General features: G+C 61.8%; 22 protein-coding genes. 13 read left to right on the top strand and 9 right to left on the bottom strand.

Going from position 1 to position 24245, the window contains the following annotated elements; genetic code table 11:
- Window position 1 precedes the first annotated feature (1 nt).
- Window positions 2–394 carry a cytidine deaminase gene (locus LOKVESSMR4R_RS02465; RefSeq protein ID WP_087212451.1) on the bottom strand — a complete coding sequence of 131 codons (393 nt, stop codon included), beginning with the start codon at window positions 392–394 and terminating at the stop codon, window positions 2–4.
- Between the two features lie 70 nt (window positions 395–464).
- Complete coding sequence (locus LOKVESSMR4R_RS02460; RefSeq protein ID WP_087206151.1) at window positions 465–1541, bottom strand: cupin domain-containing protein; 1077 nt, start codon at window positions 1539–1541, stop codon at window positions 465–467.
- A 126-nt stretch (window positions 1542–1667) separates the two neighbouring features.
- On the opposite strand from LOKVESSMR4R_RS02460, the gene LOKVESSMR4R_RS02455 reads away from it, so the two are divergent.
- The 4 genes from LOKVESSMR4R_RS02455 to LOKVESSMR4R_RS02440 all read left to right on the top strand — a co-directional run bounded on the left by LOKVESSMR4R_RS02455 (window position 1668) and on the right by LOKVESSMR4R_RS02440 (window position 8197).
- Complete coding sequence (locus tag LOKVESSMR4R_RS02455) at window positions 1668–3947, top strand: NADP-dependent malic enzyme (protein ID WP_087212447.1); 2280 nt, start codon at window positions 1668–1670, stop codon at window positions 3945–3947.
- Window positions 3940–4737, top strand: a complete 798-nt coding sequence (locus LOKVESSMR4R_RS02450) for a hypothetical protein (RefSeq protein ID WP_087206150.1) — start codon at window positions 3940–3942, stop codon at window positions 4735–4737. The genes LOKVESSMR4R_RS02455 and LOKVESSMR4R_RS02450 overlap by 8 nt, the downstream gene beginning before the upstream one ends.
- Before the next feature lie 167 nt (window positions 4738–4904).
- Window positions 4905–6797, top strand: coding sequence for a propionyl-CoA synthetase (locus LOKVESSMR4R_RS02445; protein WP_087212444.1), 1893 nt, complete (start codon window positions 4905–4907; stop codon window positions 6795–6797).
- A 92-nt stretch (window positions 6798–6889) separates the two neighbouring features.
- On the top strand, window positions 6890–8197 hold the full coding sequence (locus LOKVESSMR4R_RS02440; protein WP_087206149.1) for an NAD(P)/FAD-dependent oxidoreductase: 1308 nt from the start codon (window positions 6890–6892) through the stop codon (window positions 8195–8197).
- Window positions 8198–8258: 61 nt separating this feature from the next.
- On the opposite strand, the gene LOKVESSMR4R_RS02435 is transcribed toward LOKVESSMR4R_RS02440, so the two are convergent.
- Window positions 8259–9023 carry an NAD kinase gene (locus LOKVESSMR4R_RS02435; RefSeq protein WP_087206148.1) on the bottom strand — a complete coding sequence of 255 codons (765 nt, stop codon included), beginning with the start codon at window positions 9021–9023 and terminating at the stop codon, window positions 8259–8261.
- Window positions 9024–9209: 186 nt separating this feature from the next.
- Here LOKVESSMR4R_RS02435 and glyA point away from each other — a divergent pair, with 186 nt between their 5' ends.
- The 3 genes from glyA (at window position 9210) to LOKVESSMR4R_RS02420 (ending at window position 11532) form a co-directional block, all read left to right on the top strand.
- The gene (gene glyA, locus LOKVESSMR4R_RS02430) at window positions 9210–10505 is read left to right on the top strand and encodes a serine hydroxymethyltransferase (RefSeq protein WP_087212441.1); all 1296 of its coding nucleotides are present in this window, start codon (window positions 9210–9212) and stop codon (window positions 10503–10505) included.
- Between the two features lie 109 nt (window positions 10506–10614).
- Window positions 10615–11352 carry an alpha/beta fold hydrolase gene (locus LOKVESSMR4R_RS02425; protein WP_087206147.1) on the top strand — a complete coding sequence of 246 codons (738 nt, stop codon included), beginning with the start codon at window positions 10615–10617 and terminating at the stop codon, window positions 11350–11352.
- Window positions 11353–11418: 66 nt separating this feature from the next.
- Window positions 11419–11532 (top strand): entericidin A/B family lipoprotein, encoded by a 114-nt coding sequence (locus LOKVESSMR4R_RS02420; protein WP_087206146.1) that lies wholly within the window; start codon window positions 11419–11421, stop codon window positions 11530–11532.
- Between the two features lie 147 nt (window positions 11533–11679).
- Here the strand turns inward: LOKVESSMR4R_RS02420 and LOKVESSMR4R_RS02415 are convergent, their stop codons facing one another.
- The 3 genes from LOKVESSMR4R_RS02415 to lepA form a co-directional block, all read right to left on the bottom strand.
- Complete coding sequence (locus LOKVESSMR4R_RS02415) at window positions 11680–11868, bottom strand: CTP synthetase (RefSeq protein ID WP_087206145.1); 189 nt, start codon at window positions 11866–11868, stop codon at window positions 11680–11682.
- Between the two features lie 327 nt (window positions 11869–12195).
- On the bottom strand, window positions 12196–13014 hold the full coding sequence (locus LOKVESSMR4R_RS02410) for a DUF3800 domain-containing protein (protein ID WP_087206144.1): 819 nt from the start codon (window positions 13012–13014) through the stop codon (window positions 12196–12198).
- Between the two features lie 9 nt (window positions 13015–13023).
- Complete coding sequence (gene lepA / locus LOKVESSMR4R_RS02405; RefSeq protein ID WP_087206143.1) at window positions 13024–14823, bottom strand: translation elongation factor 4; 1800 nt, start codon at window positions 14821–14823, stop codon at window positions 13024–13026.
- Between the two features lie 274 nt (window positions 14824–15097).
- Between lepA and LOKVESSMR4R_RS02400 the strand changes: the two genes are divergently transcribed.
- The 4 genes from LOKVESSMR4R_RS02400 to hrpB all read left to right on the top strand — a co-directional run bounded on the left by LOKVESSMR4R_RS02400 (window position 15098) and on the right by hrpB (window position 19405).
- Window positions 15098–15415 carry an arginine transporter gene (locus LOKVESSMR4R_RS02400; RefSeq protein ID WP_087206142.1) on the top strand — a complete coding sequence of 106 codons (318 nt, stop codon included), beginning with the start codon at window positions 15098–15100 and terminating at the stop codon, window positions 15413–15415.
- Between the two features lie 45 nt (window positions 15416–15460).
- Window positions 15461–16450 carry a methylmalonyl Co-A mutase-associated GTPase MeaB gene (meaB, locus tag LOKVESSMR4R_RS02395; RefSeq protein WP_087206141.1) on the top strand — a complete coding sequence of 330 codons (990 nt, stop codon included), beginning with the start codon at window positions 15461–15463 and terminating at the stop codon, window positions 16448–16450.
- Between the two features lie 157 nt (window positions 16451–16607).
- Window positions 16608–16892, top strand: coding sequence for a 50S ribosomal protein L28 (rpmB, locus tag LOKVESSMR4R_RS02390; RefSeq protein WP_026352628.1), 285 nt, complete (start codon window positions 16608–16610; stop codon window positions 16890–16892).
- 107 nt (window positions 16893–16999) lie between these two features.
- A complete protein-coding gene (gene hrpB, locus LOKVESSMR4R_RS02385; RefSeq protein ID WP_087212438.1) occupies window positions 17000–19405 on the top strand; it encodes an ATP-dependent helicase HrpB in 2406 nt (801 codons plus the stop codon).
- A 52-nt stretch (window positions 19406–19457) separates the two neighbouring features.
- On the opposite strand, the gene argF is transcribed toward hrpB, so the two are convergent.
- Entirely contained in the window at window positions 19458–20363 is a 906-nt protein-coding gene (argF, locus tag LOKVESSMR4R_RS02380) for an ornithine carbamoyltransferase (RefSeq protein WP_087206140.1), read from the bottom strand.
- Window positions 20364–20475: 112 nt separating this feature from the next.
- Window positions 20476–21657 carry an aspartate aminotransferase family protein gene (locus LOKVESSMR4R_RS02375; RefSeq protein WP_087206139.1) on the bottom strand — a complete coding sequence of 394 codons (1182 nt, stop codon included), beginning with the start codon at window positions 21655–21657 and terminating at the stop codon, window positions 20476–20478.
- A 312-nt stretch (window positions 21658–21969) separates the two neighbouring features.
- Between LOKVESSMR4R_RS02375 and LOKVESSMR4R_RS02370 the strand changes: the two genes are divergently transcribed.
- Window positions 21970–22854: a DMT family transporter gene (locus LOKVESSMR4R_RS02370; protein ID WP_087206138.1), complete on the top strand. Its 885-nt coding sequence runs from the start codon at window positions 21970–21972 to the stop codon at window positions 22852–22854.
- A 53-nt stretch (window positions 22855–22907) separates the two neighbouring features.
- Complete coding sequence (locus LOKVESSMR4R_RS02365) at window positions 22908–23345, top strand: hypothetical protein (RefSeq protein ID WP_087206137.1); 438 nt, start codon at window positions 22908–22910, stop codon at window positions 23343–23345.
- Here the strand turns inward: LOKVESSMR4R_RS02365 and LOKVESSMR4R_RS02360 are convergent.
- Complete coding sequence (locus tag LOKVESSMR4R_RS02360) at window positions 23327–24130, bottom strand: ABC transporter permease (protein WP_087206136.1); 804 nt, start codon at window positions 24128–24130, stop codon at window positions 23327–23329. The genes LOKVESSMR4R_RS02365 and LOKVESSMR4R_RS02360 overlap by 19 nt on opposite strands.
- Window positions 24131–24245: the final 115 nt, after the last annotated feature.

Raw genomic sequence — 24245 nt, 5'->3', positions numbered from 1 at the left:
GTCAGACGCGGCTCATGTAATCGGCGTCAAAACTGCCGGGCAGCAGGTCCGCGACCGTGGTGCGCTGCACAATCCCGTCCATCGTGGCGAGTGTCACGGCCACATCACCATCCGCGAATTCCGCGATCTTCTGGCGGCAGCCGCCACAGGGGCTGACGGGTTTGGGGCTGTCGGCGATCACCGCAACCTCGGCGATGCGGGTATCACCGCCTGCGATCATCGCGGCGATGGCCCCGGCCTCGGCGCAGGTACCTTCGGGATAGGCCACGTTTTCGACGTTGCAGCCGGTGTAAATGGTGCCAGATGCCGACCGGATCGCAGCACCGACCTTGAACTTGGAATAGGGGGCATAGGCGTTTTCGCGCACGGCGCGGGCATCGTCGATCAGCGACATGGAAACCTCCGGTTGGGTCAGATCAGATTGGTGCGGCCCGCAGCGCAATGCAAGACCCGTAGGCTGGGCTTTAGCCCGGCGCCCCCGGTAACATGACCTCGAGCAATTCCAGATCGTCGCTTGGCTTGGTGTAACGCGTCCGCATCCCCGGCGGGATCACGAAAGCATCGCCTGCGGTCAGGATGAAGGGCTCTTTGCCCTCGCCTTCCAGCAGCATCTCGCCGGCCATGACAAAGGTGAAATGGATATCCGCGTCATGCGCGCACCATTGCGGATCACCCGTGCCACGCCGGATCACCTGCACAGCGGCGACGCCTTTGGTATTGGCGGCAATCGTGGTGTCGCGCGCGATAAATCCGGGCAGGCGCGCAGGCTGCCAAGCGGCATCGGCGGCCTTGTTATAGACAAACCTTTGCCCCTGCCATTCGCGGTCAGGGCGCAGATGCGGCGTCGGCAAGGTCATGTCGTGGTCGATCTCGGTCACATGTTCGGCGGGCACGCCGATCTCGATCACCTCGATCCCGTCAGAGGCTTGCAGCACGCGGTGGCGGATTTCGGGCGGCTGGATGAAACAATCGCCCGCAGTCAGGCGGATCGGGCCGCCTTGGTCTTCATAGACAACATCGACCCAGCCCTTGATGCAGAAAATCAGCTGAAACCCGACCTTGTGGAAATGCACCATATCGGGGACGGGACCGCCATCGGGGATACGGATGTGGCTTGCGATGATCGACCCGCCCAACCGTGTCGGGATCAGGTCGCGATACTGCATCCCCGCCCGCCCGATCACCCAAGGGGCCTGATCCGCCAGACGGCGCACGACAAAGGCATGATCCGTGGGCGGCAGCACCAAAGGCGGGTTCAGCGGATGCACACTGACCAATGTGCCACCGGGCGAGGTCAGTTCCTGACGCCCATCGGCAAAACCCGGATCATCGGTCAAGATCCGTAAGCCGGGGTTCACCCCGGCCCCCTGTTCCAGCCGCAACCGCAGACCAAGCCCCAAATAAACGGCCACATTGGGATCGTCGGCGGGATAGATCATATCCAGCCGCATCCCCAGCACCTTGCCAAAGAATGGCAGATCGGCACGCAGGTCGCTGGTGGACAGGCGGATTTCAGCGCGGATTTCATGTCTCTGTGTCATGTCTGGCACATTGTGCCCCGCGCGAAAGATTTGCAAGATTGCCCAAAGCGTGATTAACCGCGCCGCAGGCTTTCCCTTGCGGCAGTGAAATGGTTTAACGTTAAACCATATTGAGTGGAGATGATGATGGTCGATGAAACAGCGAATAGCCAGCGACAGGCTGCCCTTGATTATCACAAGTTTCCCAAGCCCGGAAAACTGGAAATCCGCGCCACCAAGCCGCTGGCCAATGGCCGCGATCTGGCCCGCGCCTATTCGCCCGGCGTGGCCGAGGCCTGTCTGGAAATCAAGGCCGATCCCGACACCGCCCGCGATTACACCGCGCGCGGTAATCTGGTCGCGGTTGTCACCAATGGCACGGCGGTGCTGGGGCTGGGCAATATCGGGGCGCTCGCGTCCAAGCCGGTGATGGAAGGCAAGGCCGTCCTGTTCAAGAAATTCGCCAATATCGATTGTTTCGACATCGAGCTGAACGAGGCCGACCCCTATAAGCTGGCCGATATCGTCTGCGCGCTGGAACCGACTTTTGGCGCGATCAACCTTGAGGATATCAAGGCCCCGGATTGTTTCATCGTTGAAAAGCTCTGCCGCGAGCGGATGAATATCCCCGTCTTTCACGACGACCAGCACGGCACGGCCATCGTCGTGGGTGCTGCGGCGGTCAATGCGCTGCATGTCGCGGGCAAGAGGTTCGAGGATATCAAGATCGTCAGCACCGGTGGCGGGGCGGCGGGGATCGCTTGTCTGAACATGCTGCTGAAACTGGGCGTGAAACGCGAAAACGTCTGGCTTTGCGATATCGAAGGTCTGGTCCATCACGGCCGCGAAAAGGACATGACCCCGCAAAAGGCGGAATATGCCCAAGGCACAACACCCGCGACGCTGGCCGATGTCATTGATGGCGCGGACCTGTTTCTGGGCCTTTCCGGCCCCGGCGTGCTGAAACCCGAGATGGTGGCACGGATGGCGCCGCGCCCGATCATCTTTGCGCTGGCCAATCCCAATCCCGAAATCGACCCCGACGCCGCTCGTGCGGTCACGCCCGATGCGATCATCGCGACGGGGCGCAGCGATTACCCCAATCAGGTCAATAACGTGCTGTGTTTCCCCTTCATCTTTCGCGGCGCGCTGGATGCGGGTGCGACCGAAATCAACGATGAGATGAAAATCGCCTGTATCGAAGGTATCGCCGCGCTCGCCCGCGCCACCACCAGCGCCGAGGCCGCCGCTGCCTATAGCGGCGAGAAACTGACCTTTGGTGCGGATTACCTGATCCCCAAACCCTTCGATCCCCGGCTGATGGGCGTTGTCGCCTGCGCCGTGGCCAAGGCCGCGATGGAAACCGGCGTGGCCAAGCGCCCGATTGCGGATCTGAGGGCCTATAAGGACAAGCTCGACGGCTCGGTGTTCAAATCCGCGCTGATCATGCGCCCGGTGTTCGAGGCCGCGCGCACGGCGTCGCGCCGCATCGTCTTTGCCGAGGGCGAGGATGAACGCGTCTTGCGCGCCGCGCAGGCGGTGATCGAGGATACCACCGAAACCCCGATCCTGATCGGTCGCCCCGATGTCATCGAAAACCGCTGCGAACGGGCCGGGCTGAAAATCCGCCCCGGTGTGGATTTCAACGTGGTGAACCCCGAAAACGACCCGCGCTACCGCGATTACTGGGAAACCTATCATGCCCTGATGGCGCGGCGCGGCGTGACGCCCGATCTGGCCAAGGCGATCATGCGCACCAATACAACCGCCATCGGCGCGGTCATGGTCCAGCGCGACGAGGCCGACAGCCTGATCTGCGGCACGTTCGGCCAATTCCTGTGGCACCTGAAATATGTGACCGAGATCCTTGGCACTCCTGCGCTGCACCCTGTGGGGGCGCTGTCGCTGATGATCCTCGAAGACGGGCCTTTGTTCATCGCGGACACACAGGTCCATCCCGAACCCACACCCGCGCAAATCGCGGAATCGGTGATCGGGGCGGCGCGCCATGTCCGCCGCTTTGGTTTGGAACCCAAGATCGCGCTGTGTTCGCACAGCCAGTTCGGCAATCTTGATTGCGACACCGGGCGGCGGATGCGCGCGGCAATGGCCATTCTGGACAGCGCGCCCCGCGATTTCGCCTATGAAGGCGAGATGCATATCGATTCCGCGCTTGATGTCGATCTGCGCAGCCGAATTTTCCCGGGCGCGCATTTGCCGGGGCCGGCCAATACGCTGATCTTTGCCAATACCGATGCGGCATCGGGCGTGCGCAATATCCTCAAGATGAAGGGCGGCGGGCTCGAGGTCGGGCCGATCCTGATGGGCATGGGCAACCGCTGCCATATCGTGACCCCCTCGATCACCGCGCGCGGGCTGCTGAACATGTCCGCCATCGCAGGCACGCCGGTGGCGCATTATGGCTGAGGCGACACCGGTTTTCCTCTGCTTCAAATGGGGCAAGGGATATCCCTGCCGCTATACCAATATCCTGTTCCGGGCGCTGACCGATCAGATGCAATCCGACTTTCGGTTTGTCTGTCTGACCGATGATCCCGAAGGGCTGGCCGAGGGGATCGAGACGATGCCGCTGCCGGCCTTCGCGATGGACCGCGCCGATTGGCAAAAGGGGATGTGGCCGAAACTATCCGCCTTTGCCCCCGGCCTCTTCGTCCCCGGCACGCCGATCATCATGATGGATGTGGATGTTGTCGTGCTGCGCGACCTGACACCGCTGTTTGACCATCTGCGCGCCAAGGGCGGCCTGCATATCATCCGCGAGATCCCCGATACTTTGCCCCGCTGGTTTCCTTCGGTCTTTGGAAAACCCCTGCGGTCAAATTCATCCGTGGTGGGGTTCATTGCCGGCACGCAGGATCACCTGTTCGAGATGTTCCGCGACAAAAGCTATGCGCAGGTCCAGCATTTGCGCAATGATCAGGATTTCATTCACCATCACGCCCAAGACCGGCAGCATTGGCCGATTGGCTGGATGATCAGTTTCAAGAAAGATTGCGCCTTTCATTTTCCGGTCAATCTTGTCCGCCCGATCCGCAGGCCGCAGGCTTTTGTCGTGATCTTTCACGGCATCCCGAACCCCGAAGACATGGTCCAGCGCCCTTTCAAGCGCTGGGGCTCGCCCGAGAAATTCGGCTATTTCCCGGTGCGCTGGATCAAGGATTACTGGACCCGCTATGCGCGCCCGAGTGACCGGTGATGATCTGTTGTCCTAAGAACTTCTGGCCTCCGGCGGGGATATTTATCCTCGGAAGATGAGGTGTAAATTCCTTGACTCCAAAGCATAGCCGCGCCCCTGTCATGTTGCCTGACCGGCTGGCTGCGCGTAACAAGACCGCAACACAGCGGTTTTGGGAGGAACGCGGGATGGGGTATGCAGAGGTTTACGCAGGGTGGCAAAAGGACCCCGAAGGGTTCTGGTTGGAACAGGCCAAGGCCATCGATTGGGTCACACCCCCGGTCAAGGCATTGGATGACAGCGCGGCCCCGCTTTATCATTGGTTTGCCGATACCGAGGTGAACACCTGTTATAATGCCGTCGACCGGCATGTGGCGGCGGGCCGTGGCGAGCAGGCGGCGATCATCTATGACAGCCCTGTCACCGAGACCAAACGCACCATCACCTATGCGCAATTGCTGGATAATGTCGCGTCGCTTGCCGGGGCGTTGCGCGCCAAAGGCGTGGAAAAGGGCGACCGCGTCATCATTTACATGCCGATGGTCCCCGAGGCGTTGATGGCGATGCTGGCCTGCGCGCGGCTGGGGGCGGTGCATTCTGTCGTCTTTGGCGGCTTTGCTGCGCATGAGCTGGCGGTGCGGATCAATGACGCCACGCCCAAGGCGATCATCGCGGGGTCCTGCGGGATCGAGCCGGGGCGGGTGGTGAAATACAAACCCCTGCTGGATGCCGCCATCGCCGAAGCCACGCATAAGCCCGATTTCTGCGTGATCCTGCAACGCGACGAAGGGCGCGCCGATCTGATCCCCGGCCGCGATCATGATTGGCACGAGGTCCAGCAAGGCGTAACGCCGACCGAATGCGTCCCCGTTGCGGGCGATCATCCGGCCTATATCCTTTATACCTCTGGCACCACCGGCGCGCCCAAAGGTGTCGTGCGCGCCACGGCGGGCCATCTGGTCGCGCTGAACTGGACCATGAAGGCGATCTATAACGTCGATCCGGGCGATGTGTTCTGGGCGGCCTCTGATGTTGGCTGGGTCGTCGGCCATTCCTATATCTGCTATGCGCCGCTGATCCATGGCAACACCACGGTTGTCTTTGAAGGCAAGCCCATCGGCACGCCGGACGCGGGCACATTCTGGCGGGTGATCGAGGAACATAACGTCCGGTCGTTCTTTACCGCCCCCACGGCGTTCCGCGCGATCAAGCGCGAGGACCCCAAGGGCGAGATGATCAAGCATTATGACATCTCTTGCCTGCGCGCGCTGTATCTGGCGGGCGAACGGGCAGACCCTGACACGATCCTTTGGGCCCAAAACGTGATGAAAGTGCCGGTCTATGACCATTGGTGGCAGACCGAAACCGGCTGGACCATCGCAGGCAACCCCGCGGGGATCGAGGCTTTGCCGGTCAAGATCGGATCGCCCACCGTGCCGATGCCCGGCTATGACGTGCGGATCCTGGACGAAGCGGGCCATCCCGTCGCGCCCGGCACGCTGGGGGCGATTGCGGTCAAACTGCCCTTGCCCCCCGGCACGCTGCCGACGCTGTGGAATGCCGAAGACCGTTTCCGCAAATCCTATCTGACCACCTTCCCCGGCTATTACGAAACTGGCGATGCCGGGATGATCGACGCGGACGGCTATCTTTACATCATGGCGCGCACCGATGACGTGATCAATGTGGCGGGGCATCGCCTGTCCACCGGCGCAATGGAAGAGGTGCTGGCCAACCATCCCGATGTCGGCGAATGCGCCGTGATCGGCGTCGCGGATGAGCTGAAAGGCCAATTGCCCTTGGGGTTCGTCTGTCTGAACAAAGGCTGCAACAAACCCCATGAAGAGATCGCCAAAGAAGTGATCACCGCCGTGCGCGACACGATCGGCCCCGTCGCCGCGTTCAAGCTGGTGGCCGTGGTGGACCGCCTGCCAAAAACCCGGTCGGGCAAGATTTTGCGCGCCACCATGTGCAAGATCGCGGATGGGCAGGATTTCAAGATGCCCGCCACCATCGACGACCCCGCGATCCTTGATGAAATCCGCGCGGCGTTGCAACCTTTGGGTTATGCGCGCGGCTGATCAGACGCGACGGCGCAGGCTCTTGCCAATACGGCGCGGCGCGGCCCATAACAGGGCGCGCCGCCAATCGTGGCGTGAAACCGGAGCCTGTGATGCCTATCGAAACCTTCGCCACATCGGGCGAGACCAAACACACAACCAGCTATTACGCCGCCAGCGCCAATCCGTCACCGGAACGGCCAAAGCTGAAAGGCGACCAGCTGATCGACATCTGCGTGGTCGGTGCGGGCTATAGCGGGCTGTCGGCGGCGCTGCATCTGGCGGAAAAAGGCTTCAAGGTCGCGATCATCGAAGGCGCGCGGGTCGGCTGGGGCGCATCGGGGCGCAATGGCGGGCAGATCGTGAACGGGTTGAACGCCAGCCTGCAGACGATCAAACGCCGCTACGGGCAGGACACGGCGAATTTCGTGGCCGGTCTGGTGCAGGAAGGCGGCGAGATCATCCGCGAACGGGTCGCCACCTATGACATCCGATGCGATTTGAAACATGGCAATATTTTCACCGGCCTGACCGCCGCGCATATGCGCGAGCTGGACGAACGCCGCGCGCTCTGGGCCAGCTACGGGTTGCACAATCAGGACATGCTGTCCAAATCCGAACTGCGCGACCATATCGGGTCGGATGTCTATGCTGGCGGCATGATCGACCACACCGGCGGGCATATGCACCCGTTGAACCTGTGCCTGGGCGAGGCTGCGGCGTTCGAAAAACTGGGTGGCGTGATCTATGAACAATCCCCCGTCATCAGCTGCGATACCGAGGCTGACAAACCCGTCGTGCGCACCCGCGACGGCACGATGACCTGCAACACGCTGCTGTTGTGTGGCAATGCCTATCTGGGCCATGTGGTCCCTGCCCTGACCGCGCGGGTGATGCCGGTGTCGACGCAGATGATGGCGACCGTGCCCTTGGGCGACAAAGCGCATGAACTGCTGCCGACCGACAAATGCGTCGAGGATGTCCGCTACATCCTGGATTATTTCCGCCTGTCCGCCGACAAACGGCTGATCTTTGGCGGCGGCACCGTCTATGGCGGCACTGATCCGGCTGATGTGGTGGCCAAACTCCGGCCTGCGATGGAAAAGGTCTATCCGCAGCTCAAAGGCGTGAAAATCGACCACGCCTGGAGCGGGAATTTCGCCCTGTCCTTCAGCCGCGTCCCGCAGATGGGCCGGCTGGGGAACAACACCTATTTCGCGCATGGCTATAGCGGGCACGGGGTGACGGGGTCGCACACCTTCGGGCGCATCCTGTCCGAAGCTGTCGCAGGCGACCGCGCCCGTTTCGACGTTTTCGCCAAGGTGCCGTGGTATCCGTTCCCGGGTGGCCGCATGTTCCGCGTGCCCTATTCGATGATGGGGTCGTGGTATTATGCGTTGAGGGATCGGTTGGGGGTTTAGGGACCCATCACCCGCGCAGAACCTAGGCCGCCGCGCATCGCCGCACTGGGTCGGTGGGGGATCAAGCAAACTGCTCCCTGATCAACCTCTCCTCCAACCCATGCCCCGGATCGAACAGGATCCGATGCCTGATCCCCGGTTCCGACCGGATCTCCACGCTCACCACGTCGCGCACGGACTTGCCGTCGGCATCCGCCATCACCGGCCGTTTGCCGGGGTCGATCACGTCGAACCGCACCACCGCCTTTTTCGGCAGCAATGCTCCCCGCCAGCGGCGGGGCCGAAAGGCCGCCATGGCGGTCAGGGTCAGCACGTCGGACCCGATGGGCAGGATCGGGCCATGGGCGGAATAATTATAGGCCGTGGACCCCGCCGGTGTCGCCAGCAGCGCGCCGTCGCAGACCAGTTCCGGCATCCGCAGTTTGCTATCCACGGTGATGCGCAGCTTGGCGGCCTGGGGTCCGGCGCGGAGCAGGCTGACCTCGTTGATCGCCAGCGCCTCATGCATGGCGCCATCGACGGTCAGGGCGGTCATATGCAGGGGGTTGATGACCTCTTCCTCGGCCACGGCCAGACGCGCCAGCAGGTCGGTATCGTGGTATTCGTTCATCAGGAACCCTACCGTGCCACGGTTCATCCCATAGACCGGCACATCCAGGCCTTGGGTCGCATGCAAGGTCTGCAACATGAACCCGTCACCGCCCAGGGCCACGATCACATCGGCCTTGGCCTGCGGCACATCGCCATATGCCTGCGCCAAGGCACGCAGCGCCGATTGCGCGATCGGCACGGAACTGGCGACAAAGGCGATCTTGACGGCTGGCATCGGCGTTTTCCCCTTAGTTTCCCCAGACTTGTGGGGCGATCACACCCGAAACGCAAGCCGCCGATACGAAACATGCATGACGCGCTCATAAAGATCATGGTCGTTTTGATGCTTCTGATACCACGTTTTCTGGGGTAAACGGGGCGCAACCACCCCCATCTGGCGCCTGCAAAGAGGATGCAAACCATGAATATCACGATCCGCGACAATGGCTTTTTCACCGAAACCCTTTCCACGCGCGACCCTGTGCTGCATGCCGCCATGCAGGCCGAGCTGAAGCGCCAGCGCAAAGAGATCGAGCTGATCGCCTCGGAAAACATCGTCTCTGCCGCCGTGATGGAGGCCCAAGGCGGCGTGATGACCAATAAATACGCCGAAGGCTATCCGGGCCGGCGCTATTACGGTGGCTGCGAGCATGTGGACGTGGCCGAGAACCTGGCGATTGAACGCGCCTGCCAGCTGTTCGATTGCGGTTTCGCCAATGTGCAGCCCAATTCGGGCAGCCAGGCCAATCAGGGCGTGTTCCAGGCGCTGTTGCAGCCCGGCGATACGATCCTTGGCATGTCGCTGGATGCAGGCGGCCACCTGACGCATGGCGCCAAGCCCAACCAATCCGGCAAATGGTTCAACGCGATCCAGTATGGCGTGCGCCGTCAGGACAATCTGCTGGATTATGACGAGGTCGCGCGCCTGGCCACCGAACACCAGCCCAAGATGATCATCGCCGGTGGCTCTGCCATCCCCCGCATCATCGATTTCGCCAAGATGCGCGAGATTGCCGATAGCGTCGGGGCCTATCTGCTGGTCGATATGGCACATTTCGCGGGTCTGGTCGCGGCAGGGCTTTACCCCTCGCCCTTCCCCCATGCCCATGTCGCCACGACGACAACCCATAAAACCCTGCGCGGCCCGCGTGGCGGGATGATCCTGACCAATGATGCAGAGATGGCGAAAAAGTTCAATTCCGCCATCTTCCCCGGCATTCAGGGTGGCCCGCTGATGCATGTGATCGCCGGTAAAGCCGTGGCCTTCGGCGAGGCTTTGCGGCCCGAATTCAAGACCTATCAGGCGCAGGTGATCAAGAACGCCCAAGCGCTGGCCGATCAGCTGATGAAAGGCGGGCTGGACATCGTGACCGGCGGCACCGACACCCATGTGATGCTGGTCGATCTGCGCCCCAAGGGCGTCAAGGGCAATGCCACCGAAAAGGCCCTGGGCCGCGCGCATATCACCTGCAACAAGAACGGCATCCCCTTTGATCCCGAAAAGCCGATGGTCACCTCCGGCATCCGTCTGGGCACGCCCGCAGGCACGACGCGCGGGTTCGGCGAGGCTGAATTCCGCCAGATCGCCGATTGGATCGTCGAGGTGACCGAAGGTCTGGCCGCCAATGGCGAGGATGGCAATGACGCGGTCGAGGCCAAGGTCCGCGCCGAGGTCGAGGCGCTCTGCGACCAATTCCCGATCTATACCAACCTGTAAACCAGCGCGTAGGGTGGGTCATTGACCCACCTTACCCCGTCAGATCACGCGCGCGCGGCCCCTGCAATCCCTCTGGCCAGCGCGGGCAAGGCAGGTTAGCAACAGCTGCATGTTGAACATGATCCTGCATGACGGCCCCGATACCACCCCCCTGCTGATCGCGCATGGCTTGTTCGGCTCGGCCCGCAACTGGGGGGTCATCGCGAAAAAGCTTTCCGAAACGCGGCCTGTCATCACGGTGGATATGCGTAACCACGCGGACAGCCCCTGGTTTGACAGCCACAGCTATCCCGATATGGCCGCCGATCTGGCGCAGGTGATGGACCGGCCGATGGATGTGCTGGGCCATTCAATGGGGGGCAAGGCCGCCATGGTGCTGGCGGTGCAGCACCCAGATCTGGTGCGCAAACTGATCGTCGCCGATATCGCCCCCGTGACCTATAAACATGACCAGCACGGGCCCTTGAACGCCATGCGGCAGGTGCGGCTCGACACGGTCACCACCAGGGCAGAGGCCAAGGCCCAACTGGGCGATCTGGGGCCGGGGGTTGCGGATTTCCTGCTGCAAAGTCTGGATATGAAAGACAGATGCTGGCGGCTGAACCTTGATGTGCTGCAGGCCGAGATGGATCGGATCATCGGCTTTCCACAGCTTTCGGGGCAGTTCGACGGGCCGACGCTGTTTTTGTCTGGGGCCAAATCCGATTACATCCGCCCTGACCACCGCGCACCGATCAAGGCGCTGTTTCCCAATGCGCGATTTGCGAAAATCCCCGAGGCCGGGCATTGGCTGCATGCCGAACAGCCGCGCGCCTTTATCGGGTCGGTCGCGGCTTTTCTGGGCTAGGGCAAATTCTTGCACGCCGCGGCGCGCTCCACTAGGATCGGCGCATCAACAGCGAAAGTGTTCCCGATGATCCGTCTGCTTGCCCTTGCCGCCATCCTTGGCCTGTCTGCCTGCAACACCGTGCAAGGCGTCGGGCGCGATATCACAAGCGCGGCGCAAACGGTCGAAAACGCCTTTTGATCTACCAGAGCTGGGCCGAGGTCAGGATTGTCGCCAGACAGGTGCCACCCAGGAACACCGCAAAGCCATGGGGCAGGTAATGCATCGTCATCTCCATCAGGTTGATGATGGTTAAACGCAGGAACCCCGCATTTTGATCGCTCGGCGCTAGCGGATATTCTGCGTGATCGCGCGGGCGACGACCCAACTGGCGGGAATCCCCAGCACCGCGCCCACTGCGGCGGCGATCAGGATCGGGACCAGCGTGTCATGCCCCGTGGCCAAAGCCGCGATGACGAACGACCCCGCAAGGCTGGAGCCGATGATGCTGTAGAGCATGGATGCAAGGCGGAACATGGATTACCTCTTTGGATGCGCTGTGCTGGCAAAGAGCTAGTAGGCGCGGCGAGAGGCTGCCTTGATGTGGGTCAAGTGGGGGGCGCTTACCCGTACGGCACCGGCACAAGATCTTTGTTGAAGCCGACTACACTGTTACGTCCGATAGCGGAATCAACGGCTGTAACAATAAGTCAACGTCAGGAGTGTATCGAGATATATCTCGATACACTCCTGACGTTGCTCCTGTCAAGTGATAATATTTATTGTTTATAAACTTGTTGAAGTTATATGGGGGGTAGGCCTAGCCTAAGAGGTCATCGATAGGATGGCTGCAAAAACCCGGTTTCAGCCGGGTTTTTTGTTATCAAAACAATAATATTTCACCCCAAGGCCGTCTAAGTCTTGATGCTCCAACACGCAGTCAATAACCTTTTTGTCGGCAACCAACCTAGCGTATGGGCGACATTCTGCGTTATATCCCCCCATACAAAGTGGCCAAAGGAACAAGTCTGCCAGCTGCATCAAGGGAGATGTCTTCTTCTTGGTTCTGAACTCATATAACGTGCTACCTAAATCAGATTGGTTAGCAGGTTTATACTTTGATGATGTATCTTTGGCGAAGGGCATACCCTCAGCCTTAATGTCATCATAGTAAGATTTAATTGTTTTGTCAGTGAACTTATCGGACTGCTCAATCTGCACCCTCAGTTTAGCCTCTTTTGTCCGTGCGTACTTCGCTGATCTCTCTAAGACAATTGCGAACGCGGATTTACAGAGAAGCCAACGCTGCGAACCATACTTTTCAAAGTATCGAGCGTTGTACTGAGGTCTATCCACCACACAAGCGTGGCCGAGGACAGGAACAGAGCGCATCAACTGATACAACTCTTCGTAAAACCGAACCGCTTCGGTACTTTCGAGAACTCCTAAAAAAGCAAAGTTACTAGTTTTTGCTCTAATCTCGACAGAGTGTAGTGGCTTTGTAATGCCCCAGCGGTCCATAAACGTGCTGTGTAAATCACGGATCTCATTCTCGTCATCTTCGTCGAAGATGATTCCACCGAGTGCAAACCAGTCATAACCGTGGTCCGGCTTCTTACCGGGTTTTCTGTCGGGATGTCTTGTTCCTGAGTCATCTAAAGCTAGCACGTAAGTCTTGGGCAACTAAGTTACTTATCCGTCCATTTTCAACGCAGAGATGAATGCCTCCTGAGGTATATCAACTTTCCCGAACTGCCGCATCTTCTTTTTCCCGGCCTTCTGCTTGTCCAGCAGCTTGCGCTTGCGCGTGGCGTCGCCGCCGTAGCATTTCGCGGTCACGTCCTTGCGGAGCGCCGACAGCGTTTCGCGGGCGATGACCTTGCCGCCGATGGCCGCCTGGATCGGGATCTTGAACATATGGCGCGGGATCAGGTCCTTGAGCTTTTCCACCATCGCGCGGCCACGCATTTCGGCCCGGTCGCGGTGGACCATCATCGATAGCGCATCAACCGGTTCATCGTTGACCAGCACGGACATCTTGACCAGATGATCCTGCTGATAGCCCGTCAGGACATAGTCAAAGGACGCATAGCCCTTGGTCACCGATTTCAGCCGGTCATAGAAGTCAAAGACCACCTCGTTCAGCGGCAGGTCGTAAACCACCATCGCGCGGCTGCCCGCATAGGTCAGGTCCAGCTGCACGCCGCGCCGGTCTTGGCACAGTTTCAGCACATCACCAAGGTAATCATCGGGCACCAGAATCGTGGCCTTGATGCGCGGTTCTTCCAGATGGTCGACATGGGTCAGGTCGGGCATATCGGCGGGGTTGTGCAATTCGCGCATCTCGCCGTCGCGCATGTAAAGGTGGTAGACCACCGAAGGCGCGGTGGTGATCAGGTCGATGTCATATTCGCGCTCGATCCGGTCGCGGATGACCTCCAGATGCAGCAGGCCCAAAAAGCCGCAGCGGAACCCGAAACCAAGGGCGGCGGATGTTTCCATCTCAAAGCTGAAAGAGGCGTCATTCAGCGCCAGCTTCTCGATCGCGTCGCGCAGATCCTCGAATTGCGCGGAATCGACCGGGAAGAGGCCGCAGAACACCACGGGCTGCGCGGGTTTGAAACCGGGCAATGCGGTGTCGCAGCCCTTTTTCTCGGAGGTGATCGTATCGCCGACGCGGGTGTCGCGGACCTGTTTGATCGACGCCGTGATAAACCCGATCTCACCGGGACCCAGCACCTCGACATCCTGCATCTTGGGGCGGAACACACCGATCTTGTCGATCTGGTGGATGGTGCCATTGGACATGAACCGCAGACGGTCGTTTTTCTTCATCGTGCCGTCGATGACCCGCACCAGCACGATCACGCCCAGATAGCTGTCATACCAGCTGTCGACCAGCATCGCCTTCAGCGGCGCCTCGCGGTCGCCTGTGGGGGCGGGCAGCAGGTTGACGATGGCTTCCAGCGTTTCCTTGATGCCGACACCGGTCTTGGCCGAGACCCGGATCGCGCCCGAGGCATCCAGCCCGATCACATCCTCGATCTGGGCCGCGACCTGATCGCATTCCGACGCGGGCAGGTCGATCTTGTTCAGGACGGGGACGATTTCGTGGTCGGCGTCCAGCGCGTGATAGACATTGGCCAGCGTCTGCGCCTCGACCCCTTGGGTGCTGTCCACGACCAGCAGCGAGCCTTCGACGGCGCGCATGGACCGTGACACCTCATAGGCGAAATCGACATGGCCGGGGGTGTCGATCAGGTTAAGGATATATTTCTTGCCGTTTTCAGCGACATAATCGATCCGCACGGTGTTGGCCTTGATCGTGATGCCGCGTTCCCGCTCGATATCCATGCTGTCGAGCATCTGTTCTTTCATCTCGCGCGCGGACACGGTGTTGGTCGACTGGATCAGCCGGTCGGCCAGCGTCGATTTACCGTGGTCGATATGCGCCACGATCGAGAAATTGCGGATATGCGAAAGGTCTGTCATGGCTGGGATATGATGTGGATTCCGGTTCCCGTCAATCGCGATGTTGCGCCCGTCCCGGACTTGCTCCGGGACCTCGGGGATTGACGCTCAGGGGTCCCGGAACATGACCGGGACGGGGCTGTGCCAAAAGGCCGCGGTCGGTTTCCGCCGTCGCATGCGGAACGCCGGAAAGACCACCTCGCCTTCGTGAATTGCATTGCCGCGCCCAAGCTTGCATATTGCGCCCCAGCAAGGCAGGGCGATCCTGCGATAGGCCAAGGCGACAGAGGGCAGGATGCGTATTTTTCTGGTGATAGGTGCGGTCGCGACACTGGCCGCCTGTGGTGGCGGGCGCGTGTCCGGAGATATCAGCGCGGCCTGCAACAGCGCGGGCCGTGTCGCAGCATCGCCACAATTATGTTCCTGCGTCCAGCAGGTCGCCAACCAATCGCTGTCAGGGCGCGATCAGGCGCGCGCCGCGACCTTCTTTGCCGATCCGGAGCGCGCACAGGATACGCGCCAATCCGACAACCGCAATGACGAGGCATTCTGGCGGCGCTACCGCGCCTTTGCCGATCTTGCCACACAGGTCTGTCGCCCTGTCGCCTCTTAGCCCCAACAGACTGGACAGCGCCGCCCTGCCAGATATGAAGACGGCATGATCAGGCACCCTGCCCCCGATGACCTTGCCCGCCGCATCCGTGCGGGCGACAGACGTGCGCTGGCCAAGGGGATCACCCTGGTCGAAAGCGGCCGCGCCGATGACCGTGCCGCAGCAATCGCCTTGCTGACCGCGCTTGGCACCGACCGGCAGGCGCTGCGCATCGGGCTGTCGGGCACGCCGGGTGTCGGCAAATCGACCTTCATCGAAAGTTTCGGCCTGATGCTGACCGGCCAGGGCAAACGTGTCGCGGTGCTGGCGGTCGATCCCTCCTCGGCCCGGTCGGGCGGGTCGATCCTGGGCGACAAGACCCGGATGGATCATCTGGCGCGCGATCCGATGGCCTTCATCCGCCCCTCGCCCAGCCAGACACAGCTTGGCGGTGTCGCCCGCCGCACCCGCGAGGCCGTGGCTTTATGCGAGGCGGCCGGATTCGACATCGTGCTGATCGAAACCGTCGGCGTCGGCCAATCCGAAACCATGGTCGCGCAGATGGCCGATCTCTTCGTGCTGCTGCTGGCCCCTGCGGGCGGCGATGAATTGCAAGGCGTCAAGCGCGGCATCATGGAAATGGCCGATCTGATCGTGGTGAACAAGGCCGATGGCGATCTGAAAAGCCAGGCAACCCGCACCTGCGCCGATTATGCCGGTGCCTTGCGCCTGCTGCGCAAACGCCCGCAAGACCCCGAAGGGTTTCCCAAGGCAATGACGGTCTCGGCGCTGGAACAGCACGGGCTGGCGGCGGCTTGGGACGATATGCAGCATCTGGCGGATTGGCGGCGTGCGCAGGGGCTTTGGGACCAGCTGCGCAAGGATCAGGCCAGTTTCTGGTTCACCGAAGACGTCCGGCAAGGGCTGCTGCAGCTGCAATTGGATGATCCGGCGACCCGCGCGCGGGTCAAGGCCGCGCAGGATGCGGTGGCCGCTGGCACCCTGTCGCCGACCGCCGCCGTTGCCCAGGTGCTGGACCCGCTGCGCGACAGCTGAATTGATGCAGGCACGATGGCAAAGCGGGTTGACGCTGTCCGGGAATCCGCCTATCTCGCGCTGATCTTATACCGACCCTGCATTGCGGGGTTCCAACCCGTATGCAGGATGTCCCGCCATTTGGCCGGCGATATCCCTCAGAACAAGGAAAACGCCCATGTCGCGCCGTTGCGAACTGACCGGAAAAGGCCCGATGTCTGGCAACAATGTCAGCCACGCCAAGAACCACACCCGCCGCCGGTTCCTGCCGAACCTGCAGGACGTCACGCTGCAATCCGATGTGCTGGGTCGCTCGTTCAAGCTGAAAATCTCGAATGCTGCCCTGCGCACCGTCGATCACCGCGGTGGTCTGGACGCGTTCATGGCCAAAGCCAAAGACGCAGAACTGTCGGCAGATGCGCTGAAGATCAAGAAAGAAATCGCCAAGGCAACCGCAGCCTAAAGGCGCGACGCAAGGCAGATGGTTTGAACGCGGTCGTGCAAACGGCCGCGTTTTGCGTTGCGCAACCCGACCTTGACCGCGCCTGCCCCCCGCGTCAGACCATCACCATGACCGATCTGCCCATCGACATCATCCTGCCCGATCTGGTCGCAGCGCTTGGCCAGCATGGCCGCGCCGTGCTGCAAGCGCCACCCGGTGCGGGCAAAACCACCCGCGTCCCGCTGGCCATGCTGCAGGCCGGGCTGACCAGGGGCAAGATCATCATGCTCGAACCCCGCCGCCTTGCCGCGCGCGCCGCCGCCGAACGGCTGGCGGATTCGCTGGGCGAAGGGCCGGGCCAGCGTGTCGGCTACCGGATGCGCGGCGACAACCAGCCCGGCACGCATATCGAGGTCGTCACCGAAGGCATCCTGACCCGCATGATCCAATCCGACCCCGCGCTGACCGGCATCGGCGCGGTGATCTTTGACGAATTCCACGAAAGGTCCCTGAACGCCGATCTGGGGCTGGCGCTGGCCTGGGAAGCCCGCAGCGTGCTGCGCCCCGACCTGATCTTGCTGGTGATGTCCGCCACGCTCGACGCGGCCCCGGTCGCGGCCATGCTGGATGACGCGCCGATCATCACCTCTGCGGGGCAATCCTATCCCGTCACCGCGCATTTTCTGGACACCGCCCTGCCCAAAACCACCCGCCTGCCGCAGGCCACCGCCGATCTGGTGATCCGCGCATTGCAGGACACCAATGGCGGCGTGCTGGTCTTTCTGCCCGGCGAAGGCGAGATCCGCGCGACCATGGCCGCCCTGTCCGGCCGCCTGCCCCATGACTGCGTGATCCGCCCGCTTTACGGCGCGCTGCCGTTCAAGGACCAGCGCGCAGCGCTCGCCCCTGTCAGCGCGGGGCGCAAGATCGTGCTGTCCACATCCATCGCCGAAACCTCGCTGACGATCCCCGATATCCGCGTCGTCGTCGATACAGGGCGCGCACGCCGCGCACGGTTCGACCCCGGCTCTGGCATGTCGCGGCTGGTCACCGAACGGGTCAGCCGGGCCGAGGCGACCCAACGCGCAGGCCGCGCAGGCCGTGTCGCCCCCGGTGACGCCTATAAGCTCTGGACCAAAGGCGAGGATGGCGCCCTGCCCGCCTTCGCCCCTGCGGAAATAGAGGCCGCCGATCTGGCAGGCCTTGCGCTGGAACTGGCCCTTTGGGGCAGCGATGATCTGGCCTTTCTGACCCCGCCACCCGCCGCCGCCCTGGCCGAGGCGCGCGCCCTGCTGCAAAGCCTTGGCGCGCTGGATGGACATCTGCGGATCACGGCACATGGGCGCGCATTGGCGGCGCTGCCGCTGCATCCGCGCCTTGGGCATATGCTGCAAACGGCGGGCGCGCAGGCAGCACCCCTTGCCGCATTGCTGGCCGCGCGCGACCCTTTGCGCGGTGCGCCTGCCGATCTGGCGCTGCGGATACAGGCGCTGGCAGGGCGCTATGACGGACCGGGGCAGGTCAATCCCGCAGCGCTGGCCCAGATCAAACCCGAAATCGCGCGCCTTGCCAAAGGCCTGCCCAAGGCAGCCCCCATGACGCTGGCCGAACAGGCCGCCCTTGCCTATCCCGACCGGATCGGGCTGCGGCGCAAAGGCGACGCGCCACGCTATCTGTTGTCGGGCGGCAAAGGCGCCGTGATCGACAGCGCCGATCCGCTGGCAGGGCAAAGGTTGATCGTGGCGACCGATCTGGACGGCGACAAGCTCGAAGCGCGCGTCAGGCAGGCCAGCGCGATCACGGATGCCGCATTGCGCGGGCTTTTCGGCGACCGCATCGCCTGGCACGACCTCTGCCAATGGTCGCGGCGCGACGGCAAAGTGCTGGCGCGCAAACAGGAACGATTGGGCGCGCTGGTGCTGGATGACCGCGCCTGGACGGATGCGCCCGATGACGCAATGGCGCGCGCCATGCTGGACGGTGTGCGCCAGCTGGGGCTGCATTTCTCAGCCGCCGCACGGCGGTTTCAGGCGCGGGTCGCCCTGGTCGATGGGCTGCCCGCGATGGATGACGCAACGCTGATAGACACGCTCGACGACTGGCTGCTGCCGCATCTATCCGGCATACGCAGCGCCGAGGATTGGAAACGCTTTGACGCGCTGCCCGCCCTGCGCGCGATGCTGGACTGGGACGAGATGCAGCGGCTAGACGCCGCCGCCCCCGCCAGCTTTGAGACACCCTTGGGGCGCAAGATCCCGATCGATTATGACGATGCGACGCCCGCGATCACCCTGCGGCTGCAAGAAATGTTCGGCACGACGCGGCATCCGATGGTGGGGCGGGTGCCCTTGCGGATCACGCTCTTGTCACCCGGACAAAAACCGGTGCAGGTAACACAGGATATCGTGGGCTTTTGGGCCACATCATACGCAGATGTGCGGCGCGATATGCGCGGGCGTTATCCGCGCCACCCCTGGCCCGAAGACCCGACCGAGGCCGACCCCACGCTGCGCGCCAAACCGCGCGGCAGCTGATACCATCTTCCGAGCCTAAATATCCCCGCCGGAGGCCTTAAATCTTTTCGGCTCACCGCCCCAGACAATAGCGCATGATCGCCTTTTGCGCATGCAGCCGGTTTTCCGCCTCGTCAAAGATCACCGAATGGGGGCCGTCCATGACGCTGCTGGTCGCCTCATCCTCGCGATGGGCAGGCAGGCAATGCATGAACAAAGCATCCGGTTTCGCGCGTGCCATCAGCGCATCATTGACCTGATAGCCGCGCAGCTGGTTGTGGCGGCGTTCGCGGGCCGATTGCGGATCATGCATGCTGACCCAAGTATCGGTGACAACCAGATCAGCGCCCTGCACCGCCTCATTGGGATTGCGCATGATGGTGTATAACCCGTCCAGCGCCGGATCAGGGTCCAGCGGCGGCGGCCCGGTAAAGACCAGATCGAAATCGAATTGCTTGGCCGCATGGGCAAAGCTTGCGAATACATTATTGCCATCGCCCGACCAAACCACCTTTTTACCTTTGATCGGGCCGTTATGTTCCTCGAATGTCATGATATCGGCCATGATCTGGCAAGGATGGGTGCGGTTGGTCAGCCCGTTGATCACCGGCACCGATGCATATTCGGCCATATCCAGCAGCGTCTGTTCCTCGAAGGTGCGGATCATGATCAGATCGACATAGCGCGACAGCACGCGCGCCGTATCGGCGATGGTCTCGCCATGGCCCAGCTGCATATCGGTGCCCGACAGGACCATGGTCTGCCCACCCATCTGGCGCACGCCCACGTCAAAAGACACGCGGGTCCTGGTCGAGGGCTTTTCGAAAATCAACGCGACCATATGGCCCGCCAGCGGCTGTTCGGCATCGGGCATGCCTTTGGGCAGCCCCGCGCGGGCGTCCTTCATCCGGCGGGCATTGCTGATAATCGCAGAAAGATCATCAGCCGGGGTGACATTGATATCAAGAAAATGGGTCATATTATTCGCTTTATTCGCTTTGATTGGGCCGGGTCAGATCGCCATGACGCATCATGGCAAACCGCCACAATCGCGCAATGGCAAATCCACCGCTTTGATGCGGGACTGCGCATCAACCCAGATTGCTTTGGATCTGCGCGGCTGCCGCATCCAGCCGCGCCACGGCCTGCCCGATCTCGTCCTGGGTGATAGTCAAGGGCGGCAGCAAGCGGATCACATTATCCGCCGCAGGCACGGTCAGCACGCCCTGATCATATCCGGCCTTGACGACATCGCTATTGGTGGCCTTGCATTTCAGCCCCAACATCAGGCCCGATCCGCGCACCGCCTCGAAAACATCAGGATAGGCCGCGACCAATCCTTCAAGCTTTTGGCGCAGCAGGCCTGCCTTGCGGCACACCTCCGCCAGAAAGGCCGGCGTGGCGATGATCTCCATCACCGCGCAACCGACCGCGCAGGCCAGCGGATTGCCGCCATAGGTGGACCCATGCGTGCCCGCGCTCATGCCCGATGCCGCGTTTTCCGTGGCCAGCACCGCCCCCAAAGGAAAGCCGCCGCCGATCCCCTTGGCGACCATCATGATATCAGGCGTGATCCCCGCCCATTCATGCGCGAACAGCTTGCCGGTCCGGCCCATGCCGCATTGCACCTCGTCCAAGATCATCAGGATACCGTGCTGATCGCAGAGATCGCGCAGCCCTTTCAGGCAGACATCGGGCAGCGGGCGGATACCGCCCTCGCCCTGCACGGGTTCAACGATGATCGCGGCGATCTTGTCGCTGACAGCGGCGTTCAGCGCATCATGATCGCCGAAATCCAGATGGGTGAAACCGGGCAGCAGGGGGCCAAAGCCCTTGGTCATCTTTTCCGACCCCGCCGCCGCGATCCCCGCGCTGGACCGGCCATGGAATGATCCGGTAAAGGCGATGATCTCGGTCCGCGCGGGCTGGCCTTTGTCATACCAGTATTTGCGCGCCATCTTGACGGCCAATTCACAGGCCTCGGTGCCGGAATTGGTAAAGAACACCGTATCGGCAAAGGTCTGGTCCACCAGCATATCCGCCAGCTTTTGCTGGGCGGGAATGTTGTAGAGATTGGACACATGCCACAGCGATTGCGCCTGCGTCGTCAATGCCTCGACCAATGCGGGATGGGCATGGCCCAAAGCATTGACCGCGATCCCTGCGCCAAGGTCCAGAAAGCGGCGCCCGTCTGCCTCGGTCAACCACGACCCGGACCCTGACGTGAATGTCAAAGGCGCACGCGAATAGGTCGGCAAAACAGATGCGATCATGGGATCATCCTTTTCAATACGCCGGATTGGTGCAGGACCAATACAGCAGAGTCAATTTATTTGGGGGTAGGTGGCAGACGTAACTTAGGCGCGCGCGAAATCGCGTCGGCGTCGAAGGCTCTGGTCAAAGCAATGCGTCATAGGTTCATGCTAGCGCGTCACCGCGACCAAGAGAAGCCGAAAACCGCAGCCATCCCGCATTTGGGGCACGATCGCACAAAAAACAGCCGGTGGCCGGCACATACCCCGTGCAGCCCGCGCGGCAGGCTTTGCCGATTGCCATTGCCGAAGCGGCGGATCACAAGGCTGTCCATGACCCTGCGCGCGCCGAATCCACCCCTGGCCATTGGCTTCATGCTGACCGCGACCGCCTTCATCGCGGGCACGATGATCCTGGCCAAACTGCTGGGCACCGGGGCACTGGGCACACCGTTTCATCCGCTGCAAGTCAGCCATGGGCGGTTTCTCTTCGCTTTTCTGGCGCTGGGGACCATGGCGGCGGTTCTGCGGCCCCAGATCCGGCGGCCAGACCTGCGCCTGCATGTCGGGCGCACCGCGTTTGGCTGGGGCGGCGTGACGCTGATGTTCGCGGCAGTGGCCTATATCCCGCTGTCCGATGCAACCGCGATCAGTTTTCTGAACCCGGTTTTCGGAATGCTGCTGGCGATCCCGCTTCTGGGCGAGAAAGTCGGGCCTTGGCGCTGGCTGGCGGCGGCGACGGCGCTGATCGGGGCGCTGGTCCTGTTGCGGCCGGGGCCAGAGACTTTTCAGATCGCGGGGCTGCTGGCGCTGGGGGCGGCCTGCCTGATGGGGATGGAGCTGATCTTTATCAAAAAGCTGGCCAATCGCGAGCCGCCCTTCCAGATCCTGCTGATCAATAATGCCATCGGGCTTTGCATCGCGACATTGGCCGTTGTGCCAGTCTGGACGATGCCGACCACAGGGCAATGGGCCGCTTTGGCCGGGATCGGCCTGTTGATGGCTGCGGCACAGGCTTGTTTCGTGAATGCGATGGCGCGTGCGGATGCCAGCTTTGTCACGCCCTTCAGCTATCTGACGCTGGTCTTCGCCGCCCTTTATGATGGCATGGTCTTTGCGGTGATCCCCGACCGGGTCAGCATGCTGGGGGCGCTTATTATCCTCAGCGGCGCAACATTGCTGGCCTTGCGCGAAAGAAAACGCGGGATTTCGATCTAATCGACGCGGCGCCAGACAAAATGCAGCCATGATGCAATGCTATGCGCTGCGGGATGAACGAAGTTTACGAGTATCGCCGCGCCCGCGGTAAGGGTTTGATCTGGCTCAGCGGCATCAGCGTCGTCATTTTGCTGGCCGCAATTTCCGTGGCCGATGCGCCGGATCTGATCTGGCTGGTCTGGGCCTTGGGCATGTTGACCCTGGCGCTGATGCTGGTGCCGCGTCCAGTGACCGGGATCAGGGTTGATGACACCTATCTGGTGCTATCGGCCTGGCATCAGCCGCGCGCCGTGGCCTTGGACAAGATTGCGTTTCTGCGGGCGACGCCAGGCGATCCCGAAACCGCCGCCATCATCATCTGCACCGATGGGACCGAGGAAAAGATGCTCAGCCGTGACATGCCCGACCTCGTCACGCTGGTCGCGGTCATGGCGGTGCGCGGCATTCCGGTGCGCGGCATCTATGCGGACGGTCAGGCTTTCAGCCGATAGCCCGATTGCATCCAGCGGTGGCAGATCATCAAGACGACGATGCAACTGCCGGTCACGACCCAAAGCCCGGTCCAGGGGCTGCTATCGCTGACCCCGATCATGCCGAACCGCACCCCGTCGATGATGTAAAAGAACGGGTTGGCATGGCTCAGGCTTTGCAGGAACGGCGGCAAGGCATCGATGGAATAGAATGTGCCCGACAGAAAGGCGAGCGGGGTCACCAGGAAATTCGTGATCGCGGATAATTGGTCGAACTTATTGGCATAAATCCCCGCGATGATCCCCAGCCCCCCCATCAAGACCGACCCAAGCAGCATAAAGACCACCGCCCAACCGGCATGGACCAGCCCCACGTCAAGCAAGATGAAAGACCCCGCCGCAATGACGACGCCCACCAAGACCCCGCGCGCAACCGCCCCGCCGATATAGCCCGCCACCAGCTCTGCCGCCGAAAGGGGCGGCATCAGCGTATCCACGATATTGCCCTGCACCTTGGCAGAGGCAAGGCTGGAAGAGGTATTGGCAAAAGCATTCTGGATCACCGTCATGGTCAGGATGCCCGGCACCAGGAAGGTCATGAAAGCAACGCCCATCACATCGCCGCGCTGCGACCCGATGGCGATGGTGAAGATCATCAAGAACAGGCCGGCATTGATCAGCGGTGCCATCACCGTCTGCAACCAGACATTCAAAAAGCGCCGGATCTCGCGGAGCGTCAGGGTCCAGGCCCCCAGCCAGTTCACGCGGCCAAAACGGCGCACACCCATCTCGGTCTTGGTTTTCATATCATCGGTCCTTTGCCTCGGGCCAAGACATATCCTATCCAGCCCCCGTGGCCACCCCGATCCGGCGGCCCGCAACAGGTTTGTCATGCGCCCGCTGGCCCGGCCGCGATCGGCG

It is taken from the genome of Yoonia vestfoldensis, assembly GCF_002158905.1.
GTDB lineage: Bacteria > Pseudomonadota > Alphaproteobacteria > Rhodobacterales > Rhodobacteraceae > Yoonia > Yoonia vestfoldensis_B.
The sequence above is the reverse complement of the archived record's forward strand: the minus strand, read 5'-3'. Positions and strand labels throughout refer to the sequence as shown.

What these genes read in the sequence shown, in the direction of transcription:
- LOKVESSMR4R_RS02465 (WP_087212451.1), bottom strand. Translation starts at nt 394, where the DNA reads ATGTCGCTGATCGACGATGCCCGCGCCGTGCGCGAAAACGCCTATGCC.
- LOKVESSMR4R_RS02460 (WP_087206151.1), bottom strand. Translation starts at nt 1,541, where the DNA reads ATGACACAGAGACATGAAATCCGCGCTGAAATCCGCCTGTCCACCAGC.
- LOKVESSMR4R_RS02455 (WP_087212447.1), top strand. Translation starts at nt 1,668, where the DNA reads ATGGTCGATGAAACAGCGAATAGCCAGCGACAGGCTGCCCTTGATTAT.
- LOKVESSMR4R_RS02450 (WP_087206150.1), top strand. Translation starts at nt 3,940, where the DNA reads ATGGCTGAGGCGACACCGGTTTTCCTCTGCTTCAAATGGGGCAAGGGA.
- LOKVESSMR4R_RS02445 (WP_087212444.1), top strand. Translation starts at nt 4,905, where the DNA reads ATGGGGTATGCAGAGGTTTACGCAGGGTGGCAAAAGGACCCCGAAGGG.
- LOKVESSMR4R_RS02440 (WP_087206149.1), top strand. Translation starts at nt 6,890, where the DNA reads ATGCCTATCGAAACCTTCGCCACATCGGGCGAGACCAAACACACAACC.
- LOKVESSMR4R_RS02435 (WP_087206148.1), bottom strand. Translation starts at nt 9,023, where the DNA reads ATGCCAGCCGTCAAGATCGCCTTTGTCGCCAGTTCCGTGCCGATCGCG.
- glyA (WP_087212441.1), top strand. Translation starts at nt 9,210, where the DNA reads ATGAATATCACGATCCGCGACAATGGCTTTTTCACCGAAACCCTTTCC.
- LOKVESSMR4R_RS02425 (WP_087206147.1), top strand. Translation starts at nt 10,615, where the DNA reads ATGTTGAACATGATCCTGCATGACGGCCCCGATACCACCCCCCTGCTG.
- LOKVESSMR4R_RS02420 (WP_087206146.1), top strand. Translation starts at nt 11,419, where the DNA reads ATGATCCGTCTGCTTGCCCTTGCCGCCATCCTTGGCCTGTCTGCCTGC.
- LOKVESSMR4R_RS02415 (WP_087206145.1), bottom strand. Translation starts at nt 11,868, where the DNA reads ATGTTCCGCCTTGCATCCATGCTCTACAGCATCATCGGCTCCAGCCTT.
- lepA (WP_087206143.1), bottom strand. Translation starts at nt 14,823, where the DNA reads ATGACAGACCTTTCGCATATCCGCAATTTCTCGATCGTGGCGCATATC.
- LOKVESSMR4R_RS02400 (WP_087206142.1), top strand. Translation starts at nt 15,098, where the DNA reads ATGCGTATTTTTCTGGTGATAGGTGCGGTCGCGACACTGGCCGCCTGT.
- meaB (WP_087206141.1), top strand. Translation starts at nt 15,461, where the DNA reads ATGATCAGGCACCCTGCCCCCGATGACCTTGCCCGCCGCATCCGTGCG.
- rpmB (WP_026352628.1), top strand. Translation starts at nt 16,608, where the DNA reads ATGTCGCGCCGTTGCGAACTGACCGGAAAAGGCCCGATGTCTGGCAAC.
- hrpB (WP_087212438.1), top strand. Translation starts at nt 17,000, where the DNA reads ATGACCGATCTGCCCATCGACATCATCCTGCCCGATCTGGTCGCAGCG.
- argF (WP_087206140.1), bottom strand. Translation starts at nt 20,363, where the DNA reads ATGACCCATTTTCTTGATATCAATGTCACCCCGGCTGATGATCTTTCT.
- LOKVESSMR4R_RS02375 (WP_087206139.1), bottom strand. Translation starts at nt 21,657, where the DNA reads ATGATCGCATCTGTTTTGCCGACCTATTCGCGTGCGCCTTTGACATTC.
- LOKVESSMR4R_RS02370 (WP_087206138.1), top strand. Translation starts at nt 21,970, where the DNA reads ATGACCCTGCGCGCGCCGAATCCACCCCTGGCCATTGGCTTCATGCTG.
- LOKVESSMR4R_RS02365 (WP_087206137.1), top strand. Translation starts at nt 22,908, where the DNA reads ATGAACGAAGTTTACGAGTATCGCCGCGCCCGCGGTAAGGGTTTGATC.
- LOKVESSMR4R_RS02360 (WP_087206136.1), bottom strand. Translation starts at nt 24,130, where the DNA reads ATGAAAACCAAGACCGAGATGGGTGTGCGCCGTTTTGGCCGCGTGAAC.